Here is a 15,357-nt window from a genome sequence, read left to right on the forward strand (position 1 = left end):
CTTAGCCCTAGACCCTGAACCCTATCCTTGAGCCGGAGGCTCACCCCCATGCATGACCCCAAGTGGTGCATCTTCTTTGACTTCCACACCATGCCCGCCAACCCCGATGTGGGCAAGGGCTTTGACTTCGACGCCATCACCGGCCAGTTGGCCGACGCCGGCGTGGACTACATCGTCTTCCCGGCGCGCTGCAACCTGGGCACCGCCTACTACAACACGCAGATCGGCATCCGCCACCCGGCGCTGGAGTACGACCTGATCGGAGAGTTGGTCAAAGCCTGCAACAAGCGCAGCATCGCGCTGACGTGCTACATCAACATCGGCCTGAGCCACGAGGAGGGCCTGCGCCACCGCGACTGGCTGGTGCTCAACAAGGACGGCTACACCTACCAGCCTGACCGCCTCAACAGCTTCTTCCGCCAGATGTGCTACAACAGCGCCTATGGGCCACACGCGGTGGCGATGGTCAAGGAACTCGTCGCCATGCACCCCATCGCCGGCCTGTTCTTCGACTGCATGTACACCCAGCCGTGCTACGGCATCGAGTGCATGGAAGAGATGAAGAAGCTGGGCGTGGACTGGGAGGACCTCGAGGCGGTCCACGACTACAACTACATGAAGATGAACCGCATGGCCCAGCAGCTCACCGATGCGGCCAAGTCGGTCAACCCTGAGGTGCTGCTGTACTGCAACGGCATTGACTACGAGGCCCAGGACAAGATGGGGACATACCTGGACTTCGAGTGCCTGCCCACGGGCGGCTGGGGCTACGAGGCACTGCCGATGGGCGCGCGGTACCTGCGGACTCTGGGGAAGCCTGTGCTGAACATGAGCGGGCGCTTCCACAAGTCCTGGGGCGACTTCGGCGGCATCCGCACCGACGCGAGCCTGGAGTACGACCTCGTCTACGGCATGGCCAACGCCATGCGCCCGAACATTGGCGACCATTTCCACCCGCGCGGCGACATCAACCAGCCCGTCTTCGACATGTACAAGCGCCTGTACACCAAGCTGCGCCGCTACGACCCGTGGCTGGAGCAGGCCACGGCCGAAGTGGACACGGCGGTCGTGTGGCAGGCCCCGTATCCGGGCTACAAGTTCATGAGCCCGACCAAGCGCGCCCTGTGGGACAAGCAGTACAACGCCGTCAAGGGCGCGACGCGGCTGCTGTGCGAGCTGAAGTGGCAGTTCGACATCGTGACGGACTTCGCCGACTGGGACAAGTACGAGCTCTTGGTCCTGCCCGACCACATCGTGATGAACGAGGAGTTCACCAAGCGCCTCCGCAAGCACCTGGACAAGGGTGGGGCGGTGCTGTCGAGCGCCTGGTCGGGCCTGGACCCCGAGGGCAAGCAGTTCGTCTTCGACGAGTGGGGCTGCAAGTTCCTGGGCGAGGATCCGTATGACCCGGCGTTCTTCACCCCGTATCCCGAGCTGGACTACGCGATGCCCGCGATGCCCATCACGCTCTACCAGCAGGGCACGAGCATCGAGCCCACCAAGGGGCAGCAACTGGCCGAGATCATCGCCCCGTACTACAACCGGCACTGGGATGGCGAACACGGGTTTGTGTACCTGCCCCCCGACAAGCCGACCGGACGCGCCGCCGCGGTGCAGAACGGCCGCGTGGGGCACTTCAGCCATCCCGTCTTCACCAGCTACATCGCCGATGGGCAGGTGCCGATGAAGCAGTTCGTCGCGAACATGCTGGGCCGCATCATGCCGCGGCCGCTGGTGCAGACCAGCCTGCCGTCGTATGCGCGGGCGGGCGTGACGCGCCAGCAGGACGCCGGCGTCTCCCGGCGGATGGTCCACCTGATCTCCTACGTCCCCGAGCGGCGCGGCAACACGATTGACATGATCGAGGAGCCCATCGAGCTGCGCGACGTGCAGGTGGCCCTGCGCCAGGACGGGCAGACGCCCAAGCGGGTCTATCTCGCGCCCGAGGAACAGCCGCTGGAGTTCCAGATCGTGGACGGCTACATCCACACCGCCGTGCCCGTCGTGCCGGGCTATGCGATGGTGGTGTTCGAGTAGAAACAGTCTCGTCAACGTGTGCGCCAGTGGAGACCACTCTGCGGTTGCCAGGAGGGACATGCCATGGCGATCAACTGGGGCGTGGTGGGCTGGGCGTGCTTCGGCGGGTTCATTGCTGAGTTTCTCAGGTGGTATGGCCTGAAGGACTCGCCCAATCTGCCCGCCTACAAGGCGAGCGTGTTCTACTGGATCATGACAATTATCATGATCGCGCTCGGAGGGGTACTGGCGGTGCTGTACAAGGTGGCGCCTGAGAACCCGGTGCTGGCCGTGAACATCGGGGCCTCGGCGCCGCTCATCATCAAGGCCCTGGCCAGTGTCGCGCCGAAGCTGCCAGAGCCTGGCGGGGCGACCCCCTCGCCGGCGGCGGGGCGGGCGCTGTCCGGGGCCGGGGGGCCCAGGCTGGTGGACTTCCTGGCCGGTCGCTAGCGCTCGTCGGGACGGGGCGTGTCGTCACCGTGGTACAGTCCGTCTCGACCACGGCATAGCAGTACGCCTCAAGGTAGGTCAGCATGAACAAGGTCTACGTCCTCTTCTGGTTCGATGTCGAGGACTGTTCGGTTCCGCAAAGCGACGATTGCGCCAAGCGCCTGTGCCAGATCCTGACCCAGCACGGCGTCACCGGCACCATGAAGCTGGTGGGGCAGAAGGCGCGGATGCTCGAGCAGCGCGTGCGGTACGATGTCATTGACGCGCTGCAGCGCCATGACATCGGCTTCCACTCCAACTGGCACGGCCTGCGGCCGCAGATCGCCGAGTACCTCGCCCCGCTGGGCATGGTGGAGGGGGCGGCGGAGTTCGAGCGGCGCGAGGGGCCGGGGCTGGAGGACGTCAAGCGGCTCCTCGACAGGCCCATCGTGACCTATGGCCAGCCCGGCAGCAACTGGGCCCCGCAGGCGTTCCCCGTGCTGCGGCAGTGGGACATCCCCACTTATGTCAGCGGCTTTGGCTACATTGGCATTGACTGCCAGCCGTTCTATCTCGGCGGCATCCTGTGCACCTCGCACATGTACGGCCGGCGCCTGAACGGGCAGGAACAACGCCACCTGATGGGCCTGAACTTCGAGTTGGGCGGGCCCGGCGAGTTGGAGAAGCACCAGGCGCTGTTCTCCCGGTCACTGGAGGAGCTGTCCGACACCGGCGGCCTCATCAGTATCATCAACCACCCGTGCACGCTGGTGCTCGAGGAGTGGTTCAGCACCTACATGAAGCCCCGCGAGCGCATCGAGGCGGGCTACCGGCACTTCGAGAGCTTCGTGCAGTGGGTGCTGGGCCATCCCAACGTGGAGGCCATCGGCGCTGCGCGCCTGCCCGAACTGTACCCGGACCAGGCTGTGGGCCAGCAGTTCCCGCGCGAGGCGCTGCTGCACCTCGCCCAGGCGCTCAGCGAGGAGATCAGCTTCGTGCGCCTGGGCGAGGTGGCTGTGTCGGCGGCGGAGGCCTTCCACCTGCTGACCGAGGCCCTCGCCCCCTACTTGGAGCGCCGCAGCCTGCCGTCACAGGTGGAGTACATGCCGGTGGACTGCCCCGCCGCAGGCGCACCGGAACTCGCAGGTGAGTTGGCGGTGCCGTGGGACGAGTTCGGGCGCAACGTGCGGCGCGTCGCGCAGGAACTGCGCCAGACGCGCGCGGTGCCGTCGGCGGTGCCCGTGAGCCAGATGGCTGTGGACCCGGCGTCGTACCTGGCGGCGGTGGCCCGGTCCGTCGTGCAGGCCCTGCGCGACGGTTCGCCCCCGGAGACAGTCGCCATCCGCCCGGCGCCCCGGCGCTTCGAGGACTACGTGGACCCGGAAGCCGCCCGAAGCGCTGCCGGCAGCTCGATGGCCCCGCCGGGTGGCATCGCCACCTCCGGCCTGCACGAGCTGGCCAAGCTGCTGGCGTGGACGGCCAAGCCGGCGGTGCTGAAGTAACGGCCACGGCGGCCCACCCCTCCCTGCAGGGAGGGGTCGCGCCGCAGGCGCGGGGGTAGGAGGCCGTAGGGAACGGCGACGGCGTCCTCACCCCCTGCCCCTCTCCCTCGCTGCGCTCCGGAGAGGGGAACGGCGACGGCGACGGCGACGGCAACGACACCGGCGGAGCACGACTCGGAGGGGCGTATGATCTGGATAGATACCCACATTCACGTCTCGGACCTCAACCCCGATGGCAGCAAGCGGGAGCGCATGCTCGACGATCTGCTCGAGCTGCTCGACCGTTGCGACGCCGACCTCCGGTTCGTCATCAGTTGCGACGGGGCTTACAACAGCCTCGTCAAGCAACAGCCGGATGGCATGATGGCCGCCAACCGGATGGTGCACGAGCTATGCCGACAGGCGCCCGACCGGCTGTTCGGGAGCTGCATCGTCAACCCGCACTACCCGGACGAGGCGCAGCGGATGATGGACATCGCCTTCGCCGAGTGGGGCTTTGTGCAGCTCGGAGAGATGTTGCCCTACATGCTGGACTTCGTCATGGATAGCGACCCGGTTGAGGCGCTGGTGCGCCGGGCGGTGGACTTCGACGTGCCCGTGCAGGTGCATCTGGGGACATACTGGGGCCACAAGATGGGGGCGTCGGGGCACGGCATGGACCACATGGAGGACCTGCTCGGCATCGCCGAGCGCGTGCCGGAGGCCAAGTACGTCCTGGCCCATGCGATCGGCTGTCCCGGGGCTTCGGCGGCCGAGGCGCGCTGCATCTCGTGGGCGGACTGGTTCCTCGATGTCCTGGCCGGCTTCTTCGATGCGTACCCCGACAACTTCTGGGTCGAGATCCGCGACTTCCAGTGCCGGGCGCTGCCGCGCGCGGTGGCCGAGGTACCGGCGAACCGCCTGCTGTCGGGCACTGACTGGACCACCCGCATCGGCCCGCCCTTCCAGACCTATGGCACGCAGTTCAACGTGAGCGAGGCCGACAACCCCTTCCCGCCGAAGGTCGAGTCGTTCGTCGGCTTCCTGACGGCGGCCGGGGCCAGCGCGGAGACGATCGAGCGCATCGCGCACGGGAACGCCCGCGAACTGTACAAGCTGAACCTGTAGATGACACGCTAGCCAAGGAGCCTGCCCGTGCCTGCCGACCTGCCGCCCCAGCCTGACGAGAGCACCTGGAAGTTCGTGGACGAGCTGCGCACCAAGCCCGTGCACGAGCCCGTCAAGTGGACGCGCCGCCAGCCCTCCGATGATGAGGCGTACTTCCCCGACGGACTGCGTCTTCAGCCCGAGTTTCCGGATTCGCGGGGGCTGCTGGAGACCGCCTACGCGGACTTCGAGTCTTTTCTGCGGAGCGCGGGCCTCCCGGCCCGCGGGGGAAAGGCGCGGGCTGGAAAGCCCGCGCTCCATATCGTCTCCGCGCCTACTGCCGTCCGCGAGCAGTACACGCTCACCGTCACCCCTGAGGGCGTGACGCTGGCCGCGGCCGACACCGACGGCATCCGCCGGGGGCTCGTGTTCGTCGAGGACGAGATGCTGCGGCGCGGCGGGCCGTTCCTGCCGCTGGGGATGATCGCCCGCACGCCCGTCGTGCGCACGCGCATCTCCCGCTGCTTCTACGGGCCGATCAACCGCCCGCCGAAGCTCCGCGACGAGCTGACCGATAGTGTGGACTACTACCCGGACGAATACCTCAACCGCCTGGCCCACGAGGGCGCCAATGTCCTGTGGATGACGGTCAACTGGTATGAACTGGTCCCCTCCAAGCTCATCCCCGAGTACGGGCAGAACGCCGGGCCGCGCCTGGAGAAGCTGCGCCGGACCGTCGCCAAGTGCGAGCGCTACGGCATTCGCATCTGCCCGTTCTGCATCGAGCCCTGCGGCTTCTCGCGCAACGCGCCGGAAGTCGCGGCGGCCGCGGCGGCGCACCCGGAGTTGCTCGGCCACGGTCGTGCCTTCTGCACCAGCACGGAGCTGGGGCAGGCGTATGTTGAGGAAGCGGTGCGAACGCTGTTTGAGCTGGTGCCGGGCCTGGGCGGGATGATCGTCATCCCCGTCGGCGAGCGGCAGACGCACTGCTACTCCGGCGGTATCCCTGACGGTGGCTCATGGCCCACGCCCAACACCTGCCCGCGCTGCAGCCAACGGAAGCCGTACGAGGTGCTACGCGACACACTGGCCGCCATGCGCCGGGGGATGGATGCGGCGGCCCCGGAGGCCGAGCTGGTTGCCTGGCCGTACGGGCAGTTCATCGGCTGGGGGGCCGAGAAGACCATCGAGGCGGCCGGGCACATCCCGCCGGGCGTCATCTTGCAGCACAACTTCGAGACGGGCGGCGCCAACAAGCAGCTCGGCAAGCTGCGACCCACGTGGGATTACTGGCTCTCGTACGTTGGGCCGAGCGATCTGTTCGCCCGGGCCGCCGAGGCGGCCCGCGCCAATGGCACCCGCACCGGGGCCAAGCTCCAGGTCGGCTGCTCGCACGAAGTCGCCACCACGCAGGTCGTGCCCGCGCCGGGGCTGCTGTACCGCAAGTACTGTGAGATGCGCCAGCTCGGCGTCAGCGGCGCGATGCAGTCGTGGTACTTCGGCACGTACCCCTCGCTGATGACCAAGGCGGCCGGGGAGCTGTCGTTCGACCCCTACCCGAGGTCCGCGCGCCAGTTCCTGCTGTCGCTGGCCCAGCGCGACTGGGGCCAGCACGCGGCGCAGATGGCCGAGGCCTGGCACTGGTTCGAGCAGGGCTACGGCAACTACCCGACCGCGCACATCTTCGGCTACTTCGGGCCCATGCACGATGGTCCGGCCTGGCCGCTGTATCTCATTCCCCGGCGGCTGCCTCTGGCGCCGACCTGGCAGATCGGGTATCCGCCCAGCGGCGACCATGTCGCCGACTGCGTGACCAATGGCTTCACCCTCAACGAGATCGTGACCCTCTGCCGGCGGCAAACGGAGTACTGCGACCGCGCGCTGGCGATCTTCAAGCAGATCCGGCGGAACTTCGCCGACCAGCCGGAGCGCCTGCGCGACCTGGGCCTGGCCACGGCGCTGGGGCTCCAGTTCCGCAGCGGCTACCACATCCTGCGGTTCTATCAACTGCGCGAACGACTGGCCGAGGCGAAGTCGCCGGCGACCAAGCAGCGGCTGCTGGCGGAGATGAGGAAGCTGGTGCGGGAGGAGATCAAGGTCAGCGAGGAGCTGCTGCCGCTGGCCGAGGCCGACTCGCGGCTGGGCTTCCACTCCGAGGCCGAGGGCTACAAGTACTTCCCGGCGCTGCTGCGTTGGCGGATCGAGCAGTTGCGGGACCTGCTGGCCGAGGAGTTCCCGCGGGTGGAGCGGCAGGCGCAGGAGCGGGGGCTGCTGTGGCCGGAGTATGTGGGGGAAGGGGAAGAGGGGTTGGTCTATGGGGCGACGCGTTGCGCGCGTGGGGACACGCGCGCCCACGCGGCCCAGGGCAGTGCGGGCTTCCAGCCCGCCCCGGAGGACTGGGCCGCAGCCGCCGAGGCTGAGTGCACGCACTGGCTCCGGCACGTCTACAACCCCGAGCGCTGGCGCAAGTGCGCCTACGACCCGAGCGACCATCTCCCCGTGGACGAGGCGGAGAAGCAGGGGCGCACGACCACCTGGCAGGCGCTATGGGACGACCGGGCCGTGTACCTGCGCGTCGCCTGCCGGGGCGAGGGCGGCTCGCTGCAGGTGCTGGTCGAGCCCTGCCGCACGCAGCCCCGGCGCATCCTGTTCGTGGGCGCCGACGGCTCGGCGCGCGCCCAGCAGGACGACGGCTACATCCCGCGGGCGCAGGGGAACTGGGAGGCGGCGGTCGAGGCGGGCGAGGGCGAGTGGACGGCGACGGTGACGCTGCCATGGGAATGGCTGGGGCAGAAGCTGGGACGCCGCCCGAAGCCCTTCAGGCTGAACATCATCCGCCACCTGCCGATCAGCGCGCCACCAGGCGGGGCCGAGTGCTCATGGACGAAGCGCGAGCCGGCGAAGGCCCGCCTGGTCTGGGGCGACCTGAACCCGGCGACGGACTTCGGGTGGTTGAAGTTTGAGTAGCCCGGAGCGCCGCCGTCAGTACCGCACCTTGGCTGCCACATCGCTCGCCACCGTCGGCAGCTTCAGCGCCAGTCCGTCCTTCCCCGCCCGCAGCTTCTCCGTCGCCGTGATCTTCCCCGTCGCTGTGTCCCACCACTCTACGGTGCAGGGCCCCGGCGGGATGCCCGCCACAGTGAGGACCGCACCGCTGAGCGGCTCGACGGGCTTTGCCTCGGCCAGCGCGAACCAGTCGCTCGCCTTGTTCTGCACCCACAGCAGCGCCAGCTTCTTGCCCACCAGCCCCACGGCGAAGACGCCGGGTCGGTCCTCGGTCAGGCAGCCCGTGATCGTGACCCGGTCAATCGTGATGCCATCCCGGCCGGCGTTGTACAGCTCCAGAGCGTGTTTGCCGGCGGGCAGGTCGAAGGCGATGTCCCTGTCATAGTCCGACGCCCAGATCTTCCACTGCTCGCTGAACTCGGCTTTCTTCCAGGGTCCCGTGCCCGGCGGGCCGGCCGGCAGCACCTCACGCAGCACGGGCTGCCCGTCCAGCTTCGCCTCCAGAATGCCCGCGACCCACACCCGCCCGACGTTGATGATGAGCTTGCCCGCCTGGGGCAGCGTGACCTCGAAGCTGATCGGCTTCTGCTGGTCGCTCTGCGCGCGGCCGTAGAGGTAGACGCGACCCAGTTCCTCCGGCGGGTTCGCCAGGTCGAAGACATAGGTACCGGTCAGCTGCGGCAGACCGCCGCCCCCGCACGGCACGACCAGGTCCTGCGGCGTCGTCGGCGGCGGAGGCGTCAGCCAGCGCGCCGTCGTGCGCGCCGTGCGGAAGCCCTCGCGCGGCCAGTCTATCCCCCGACAGAACTCCGCCAGTGGCGTGAAGACGGGGTACAGGTTCAGCTTGTGGATGTAGAAGTCCCAGCACCACGTCAGGCCCGAGGCGCCGCCGCCGCCCAGCATCGTGGACCAGATGCCGTGCCGAACGTTCAGCCCGGTCGGGTCGGTCTGGGGCATGGGCCCCAGCTCAGCCATCTTGGGTCCGAACTCGCCGACGACGTGCGGACGGCCGTAGCGCCGGTGCATCTCCTGCGTGACGGCGGCATACGTCGCGCCCACCCGCCGGAAGCCGTACAGGTGCGACTGGACGAAGTCCAGGTCGGACACCTGCCAGATCGCGTCCTCGCCGTAGGCGGTGCCGAAGCTGGTGGTGATGAGGTGGCGGTTGGGGTCCAGGCGCCGCAGCTCAGCGGCCATCTCCTTGTGCCAGTCCACGATCTGCGGGATGAGGTTGGTCCAGCCGGGGAAGCAGTTCAGCTCGTTCCACAGTTCCCAGCACATGACATTGGTGTCAAAGCCCCAGCGGGCGACGATGTAGCGCAGTCGCCGCCGGATCAGCTCATGCCCGGCCTCGGTGGTGTAGAACTCCTCGGGGGTGTTCAGCGGCCCGCCGTTGACGGCGTTGTGGGGGCAGTTCTCCCAGGGCTTGCTGGTCAGCTTCCCGAGCCAGTAATGCTCCTTCTGGTAGGGCTCGGGCGAGTCGAGACAGAACAGCACGCGCACGCCGCTGTCGCGCGCCACGTCGAGGACGTGATCCATCCGCCAGGCGTTGCCCAGGTCATAGCGTCCCGCGCCGCTCTGCTTCGTCTCGATGCTGAGGGTGCTGTTCCACTGCAGCCAGATGCGGGCGAAGTTGATGCCGGCCTTGCCTGACTCGGTGAGCCACGGGTCGAAGTCGAAGCTGCCGCCCCTGCCGGCCCAGGCGATGTTCAGGCCGATGAGTGAGATCGGCGTGCCGTCGCCATACTGGAAGTAGCGCGGGTCGGGACTGCGGCGAATGAAGCCGTGGGAGGCGGACGGGAGGGCGGTGAACGAGACGGGGCCCGAGGTGGCCGTGCCGGTCTGGTCGGTGACGGTCAGGCGCGCCTGCCAGGAGCCGGGCTTCGTGGGGCAGAAGCGCACCATCCACACGGGCTGCCCGGCGGGCACAATCTGCTCGCGGCCGTCGGCATCGCGCGCGCGGGTGAAGTCCTGGTACAGGAAGCCGGGCGTGGTGAGCCTCAGCCCCCCGGGGCCGATGCAGGTGGCGTCGAGCGTCACCTGCGCCGGGTCGAAGGGGTTGTCGTATGTGGCCTGCAGGTCGCACCGCATCTCGGCGCGGCCGTAGCATGGGACTCTGTCCGCGGCGAGACGGAGATTGCCGATGCTCGGAGCGGCGAGGGCCGGTGTGACGGCAAGCAGCAAACAGAGCGCGACCAGCGCTTGCATGAGAACCTCTCCCTGTTCCCGCACGGCGATCACTCGAGCCAAACCCGGCTGACAACCACCTTGGATATGCAGCAGGCCATGAAGCCGTACGGCTGGTCCGAGGGGTACACCCTGATCTCGTGATAGAGCTGCTCTGGATCCGGTGCGAGCCACAGGATCGTCCACTGGTCGGCCCCGGTGGGGGCGTTGCCGTAGACGGTCAGGGGGGTGTCCTGTTGCCACACGCGGGGCTTGTACGGCGAGTTCGGCCAGATATCCTGCATGAAGAACGTGATCATGTACGCGCCGCGTATGGGCCACTGCGCCTCGAGCCGGAGCAAGGGTGCGCTGCTGGGCGCCCTCAGCCACAACAGCGGTGGGTTCTGTCCGGCGGCAGGCAGGGGGTTCGACCGGGAAAGGTACCCCGCCTCGGTCCCGAGGCAGACGAAGGAGGTGGCGGTGTTGGCGGCCGACCCCCAGGAGGGGTTGAGCGGCGTGATGGTGATGCCCGTCTCCCACGCGGGGTCGAGTGCCGGGGCCTGCGGGGCCTTCAGTGTCAGTCCCCGAAGCTTCTGTCTCATGGCCGGATCTGCCTGGAGCACTGACAACTGCTGCTGGGGAGTGATTGTGCCCGCCAGACGCTGTCGCGCAGCAGGGGACAGGCCCTGCTGGAGTTGGCGGAGCACTGCCGATGGCAGAAGCCGGGACTTGTCTGGCCGGGGGGGCCCGTCGGCCCAGACCTGGACGAGACACCCGACAACGACCCCCAGAACCCATAGGGTACGCATGATCTCGCTCCCTTCCTGGTGCGGCCGTCGTGCCGCACTCCCCGCCTCCGGAGCTCGCGTCATCTGGGAACAAGCGCCGGCGCGGCCGCCGCAGGTTCTTGATGGTTCGAGAGGCGCACCGGCATCCCTCTTCCGGGAACGTTGGCGCCCCGGCCAAGACCGGCCGAGGCGCTGGTTCACGGGTGGGCTGCTCGGGCCCGCCGCTACAGCTTGCGGATGACCACCTTCGACAGGCAGCAACAGGTGAAGCCGAAGCCGCTCTCGGCCGGGTACAGGCCGATCTCCTGGTGCTGGCGCTGGGGGTTGCTGGCGTCCCATAGGAACGTCCACTGGTCGCCGCCGGTCGGCGTGTTGGCGACGGGCGTCTGCATCCCATAGCCGTCGTGGAACACCCGTGGCTTGGCGGTCGAGTTGGGCCAGAGGTCCTTCAGAAAGAACGTGATGAGATAAGCGCCGGGCGAGGGCCACTTGGCTTCCACCCAGAACAGCGGGTCGCTGTTGGCGGCTACATTGAGCCACAGCAGGGGCGGGTTCTGGGCCGCGGAGGGCAGGGGATTGAAGGGGCTGAGCCAGGCGGCGCGCGTCTGCAGGCAGAGCGCGAAGCTGTCGTAGGTGGCGTTGGCCGGGTACAGGTACGACACGGGGGTCAAGGCGATGCCGGTGCTCCAGGCGTCGCCGCCCATCGGCTGGGTCATGGCCGCCGCACCGAGGCCGGCGAGGCGCTTGCTCAGGAGCGGGTCCGTGCGCAGGACAGCCAGTTGCTGCTCGCGGGTGATCGTGCCCGCGAGGCCCTGTCGCGCCGTGAGGGACAGGCCGCCCTGCAGTGTCCGCAGGGCCGTGGCCGACAGCCCCGGGCGCTTCACCGGGGTCGGGCCGCTGCCGCCCGCGGCGCAGGCCGCCGACAGGAATGCAACCAGGCAACAGATGACCAGTACGCTGCGCATGGGGTCTTCCTCCAACGATGTGGTCACGCCTAAAGCCCGGCTCGCTCCTCGGGGAGGCGGCGGTCGAGGAGGTCCTGCAGTCCCGTCAGCTTCTGCTCCACCAGCTCCGGGCTGATCATGTAGCCGTACGCTTCGCCGTGCCAGCCCAGGCGTGGGTCGGCCTGCATGAGCGGCAGGGCGGCCTGCGCGTTGTTGGCCTCGCGGCGGCAGATGGTCTCCAGGCGATCCAGCAGCTCGCGCTTCTCGGCCGCGTCTGCGGTGGCATAGTAGGCGTTGCGGGCCAGCAGGAAGTCCACGACATTGGCGCCGCTCTGGGTCTGGATGACGTGGAACTTGCACAGGCCGATCTCGCCCTCGAGCCGTCGCCGGTCCTCGCCCTGGGTGCGGTCCAGAGCCTCCTCCATCACGGCAATGGCCTCCCAGCCCTTGGCGGCTTCGGACTGGTAGCACTCCAACACCTTCTCCGGCCCGAAGGGCGAGGCCCAGTCGAGCAGATCGCCCTCGATGTCCTTGTCCAGCAGCCAGGAGTGCGGGAACTTCTTGTTGACCTGGTCGAACATGAACAGGAAGGCCGGGCCGCGACTGACCGGGCCGTAGTACATCACCGGGATGCTGCTGGGGAAATCGTCATGTGCCGCCGACAGCATGTCCCAGGCGCGCACCACGTCGTCGGCCGCGTCGGGGCCGAAGTGCCGCAGGGCGATCCGGCGCAGGGCGGCGTTCACGTCCGTCGGCTGCGGGTCGAAGGTGAACTCGCCGGCGACCTCCGTGCCCCGCGAGGGCATGTTGCCGAAGTTCCAGCAGGTCATCATGCCCGTGACGCCGGTCGCCTTGAGCGTCTGGTACTTGCGGGCGATCTTTTGCATGGTGGGCAGGCACGGGATATCGGGGTTTTCGTGCGTGGTGCCGATCTGCAGCTTGGCGTACACCGGCCGCCCGCGCCCGAGCTGGAAGTCCGCCACGCCCTTGAAGCGCTGGCTCGGGCCGATGACCTTGATGCTGTACTCGTCATTGGTGTAGGGGAAGCCGAGGGCCTCAGTGGGCTCGCCGCGCTCGTAGTCGCCCATGACGATGACATCCTCGGGCAGGGCCTCCAGCACGCCCGTCTGGGGGTCCGGCTCCCACATCGCCCAGCTCCAGTTCCAGGCGATGATCTCGGCCTCGGGCTTGGCCTCCTTGGCGCCGTCGCGGATCAGTTGCATCAGCTCGCCGACGGTCTCCTGCGGCGTGCGCTCGCGGCAGCGCGGGCATTCGGCCACCTCGCCGGTGCGCTGGTCGGGGTGCTCGGGGTCCAGGCCGGTGTGCGACCAGCAGTGGCTCGGGTACTCACTGGCGGTGATCATCAGGAAGCCCGCCAGTTCCGGCACCTGCGTGAACAGGTAACGCGAGGACTCCCTGAGGTACTCCTGGATCTCCGGGGTGCTGGTGCACAGGTGGACCATGGGCTTGTAGCGCGAGGACGCGCCCCGGCACTGGGGGTGGCGCTTGAAGAACTCGTCATCCTCGGCAATGCACAGCGGCTCGTTGAGGTACAGGAAGACCTTGAGACCGTAACGCGCCGCGCGCTGGGCGACGTCACGCAGCCGGGGGACGATCACGTCGGCGTTCGCGCCGAACTCGGGGAAGACATCCACCTTCGCATAGTGCCGGAACGAGCCACGGATCCACAGGCCGTCGAACCCGTGTTCCGCCAGCCGCATCAGCATGTTGTCATGATAGAACATATCCGGCCCGGCATCCTCTTCCAGGTACGCCGGGTAAGCCATGCCGGGCGACAGCCACTCGACGTTGAACGGGTCGCCGTAGTAGCCAGTCAGCTCCTCCTTGTAGAAGGGCGAGAAGCACGAGCGATGGATGCGGTGCTTGAACAGCGGCGTCCGCTGCTCCTCGCCCAGCGGCACGAAGGGCCCGCCGCGCTCCTTCATCAGGTTCTCGAGCCGGAAGACGCCCTGCCACACGCCCTGCGGCCCGGCCCCGATGATCTCGACGCGGTTGTCGGTGACGCGGAGCAGGTGGGTCTCGGGGTTGTCGGAAAGCGCGGGGTCCACATCGAGGACGATCCGCTTTTCCACGCCGCAGCAGTCCAGCTCCACGCCGAGGGACTGGGCGAAGAACTGCTGCAGATGGTCGCCGGCCAGCGGCACGACGCCCTCGGTGGCGTACAGCGCGAGCGCCCAGTTGCCGTCAATGGCAATCTCGCCCGGTCCGGCCGTGGCGCCCTCGCGGCGGAAGGACTCGGCGTAGGTAGGGGAGAGGAGCTCGCGCGCGAACGGCATGGTGTCGAAGATCTTCATAGTGACATCTTTCTGTTGGCGTGGTGTGCGGTGAGACGGACACGCCGTGGGTGCCGCGCCCGTCTTCACGTATCGCGGGATACACACCAGGATCCGGCGTCGGCGGGTACCCTATCGGGCCCGGTGCTCGAGCGGCAAGGGGAGCCCCGTCACGATCTCCAGCACCTTGGCTCCTATCGCCTCCGGCACGAGAGCGACAGCATATTCGGGGTCTCCAGGCACGTTCACCCAGCCGCCAGCTTGATATCGGTGTGTCGGCCTGATCGTTGCCGACGCGCCGTCGCCATCCATAGCGACTCCCAGGCACTCCCAGTGCTGCTCGAGCCTGCTCCATGACGGCTCGCCACTCGTCCGTAGCACAGCCTGATGCTGGCGCGCTCCCTCGTCCACTGACAGACCGTCGCGAGAGGCGTGCAGGGCCGTCAAGATGGCGTCACCAATCCTCGTCGCGTCGGCGTCCAGGGGCAATGACGCGACGGGCTCGCCCCACGGCGTCATTCCGTCGATCGTGCGGTGTGTGGCGGCGATCAGAATCCCGTGTTCGCAGTACAAGACGGCGGCTGTGCGCAGGAAAGGTCACACCTCCTGCCCACGTCTACGTAATAGAGAGGAGAGGGCTCTCATGTCTGCTCCAGTCTCCACGCCTGCCGGCGGGGCCCGCCGCACACGACGCGGCACCCGCCGCCCTATTCCCCGTACCCCATCGTCGTGTAGTACGCCAGGTTGGGCTGGCGGACATCGGCCCGGCCCAGTTGCGCGATGACGGGCACGTTCGACCGCAGACGCAGAGCGTACTGGCCGAAGGGGATCTTGTATTGCTGGGCGCCGATGCCCTTGTCAATGCGGAAGCAGTTCACGCGGCGGGCGCCGACGTGCAGTTGGATGCCGCTCTCGGGCTCGCGGTCCATGAAGTACACGTCCACCTCGATGACGGCGTCCGTATCGCCGGTGTTGAGCACGATCAGCGACTCGTGCCCCTCCAGGGGCAGGCCCTCCTCGCCGGCCGGCGGGAGATCACCATCGGGGAAGATCCACGTCAGCTTGCCATCAGGCATTGGATAGTCACCTCAGTTGCATTGGCGGAACTGTGGGGCGGGGGCTTGTA

General features: G+C 68.0%; 10 protein-coding genes. 5 read left to right on the plus strand and 5 right to left on the minus strand.

Annotated elements, in window-relative coordinates:
* Positions 1-48 precede the first annotated feature (48 nt).
* The 5 genes from LLH23_17315 to LLH23_17335 all read left to right on the plus strand — a co-directional run bounded on the left by LLH23_17315 (position 49) and on the right by LLH23_17335 (position 8,000).
* Positions 49-2,037: a beta-galactosidase trimerization domain-containing protein gene (locus LLH23_17315; GenBank protein MCE5240225.1), complete on the plus strand. Its 1,989-nt coding sequence runs from the start codon at positions 49-51 to the stop codon at positions 2,035-2,037.
* 63 nt (positions 2,038-2,100) lie between these two features.
* Complete coding sequence (locus tag LLH23_17320) at positions 2,101-2,466, plus strand: hypothetical protein (GenBank protein ID MCE5240226.1); 366 nt, start codon at positions 2,101-2,103, stop codon at positions 2,464-2,466.
* 83 nt (positions 2,467-2,549) lie between these two features.
* Positions 2,550-3,947, plus strand: coding sequence for a hypothetical protein (locus LLH23_17325; GenBank protein MCE5240227.1), 1,398 nt, complete (start codon positions 2,550-2,552; stop codon positions 3,945-3,947).
* A gap of 186 nt (positions 3,948-4,133) precedes the next feature.
* On the plus strand, positions 4,134-5,054 hold the full coding sequence (locus LLH23_17330) for an amidohydrolase family protein (GenBank protein MCE5240228.1): 921 nt from the start codon (positions 4,134-4,136) through the stop codon (positions 5,052-5,054).
* Positions 5,055-5,081: 27 nt separating this feature from the next.
* Positions 5,082-8,000, plus strand: coding sequence for a hypothetical protein (locus LLH23_17335; GenBank protein MCE5240229.1), 2,919 nt, complete (start codon positions 5,082-5,084; stop codon positions 7,998-8,000).
* Positions 8,001-8,015: 15 nt separating this feature from the next.
* Here LLH23_17335 and LLH23_17340 read toward each other — a convergent pair whose 3' ends face one another.
* From LLH23_17340 to LLH23_17360, 5 genes are all read right to left on the minus strand, one after another.
* Complete coding sequence (locus tag LLH23_17340) at positions 8,016-10,247, minus strand: DUF5060 domain-containing protein (protein MCE5240230.1); 2,232 nt, start codon at positions 10,245-10,247, stop codon at positions 8,016-8,018.
* A 29-nt stretch (positions 10,248-10,276) separates the two neighbouring features.
* Positions 10,277-10,807 (minus strand): hypothetical protein, encoded by a 531-nt coding sequence (locus tag LLH23_17345; protein MCE5240231.1) that lies wholly within the window; start codon positions 10,805-10,807, stop codon positions 10,277-10,279.
* Positions 10,808-11,217: 410 nt separating this feature from the next.
* Positions 11,218-11,958, minus strand: a complete 741-nt coding sequence (locus LLH23_17350; protein ID MCE5240232.1) for a hypothetical protein — start codon at positions 11,956-11,958, stop codon at positions 11,218-11,220.
* A gap of 29 nt (positions 11,959-11,987) precedes the next feature.
* On the minus strand, positions 11,988-14,252 hold the full coding sequence (locus LLH23_17355) for a hypothetical protein (protein ID MCE5240233.1): 2,265 nt from the start codon (positions 14,250-14,252) through the stop codon (positions 11,988-11,990).
* Between the two features lie 686 nt (positions 14,253-14,938).
* Positions 14,939-15,307, minus strand: a complete 369-nt coding sequence (locus LLH23_17360; protein ID MCE5240234.1) for a sensory rhodopsin transducer — start codon at positions 15,305-15,307, stop codon at positions 14,939-14,941.
* Positions 15,308-15,357: the final 50 nt, after the last annotated feature.

It is taken from the genome of bacterium (genome assembly GCA_021372615.1).
GTDB lineage: Bacteria > Armatimonadota > Zipacnadia > Zipacnadales > UBA11051 > JAJFUB01.

Coding starts and splice junctions, on each gene's coding strand:
- LLH23_17355 (MCE5240233.1), bottom strand. CDS start 14,252: ATGAAGATCTTCGACACCATGCCGTTCGCGCGCGAGCTCCTCTCCCCT.
- LLH23_17320 (MCE5240226.1), top strand. CDS start 2,101: ATGGCGATCAACTGGGGCGTGGTGGGCTGGGCGTGCTTCGGCGGGTTC.
- LLH23_17350 (MCE5240232.1), bottom strand. CDS start 11,958: ATGCGCAGCGTACTGGTCATCTGTTGCCTGGTTGCATTCCTGTCGGCG.
- LLH23_17325 (MCE5240227.1), top strand. CDS start 2,550: ATGAACAAGGTCTACGTCCTCTTCTGGTTCGATGTCGAGGACTGTTCG.
- LLH23_17345 (MCE5240231.1), bottom strand. CDS start 10,807: ATGAGACAGAAGCTTCGGGGACTGACACTGAAGGCCCCGCAGGCCCCG.
- LLH23_17360 (MCE5240234.1), bottom strand. CDS start 15,307: ATGCCTGATGGCAAGCTGACGTGGATCTTCCCCGATGGTGATCTCCCG.
- LLH23_17330 (MCE5240228.1), top strand. CDS start 4,134: ATGATCTGGATAGATACCCACATTCACGTCTCGGACCTCAACCCCGAT.
- LLH23_17315 (MCE5240225.1), top strand. CDS start 49: ATGCATGACCCCAAGTGGTGCATCTTCTTTGACTTCCACACCATGCCC.
- LLH23_17340 (MCE5240230.1), bottom strand. CDS start 10,247: ATGCAAGCGCTGGTCGCGCTCTGTTTGCTGCTTGCCGTCACACCGGCC.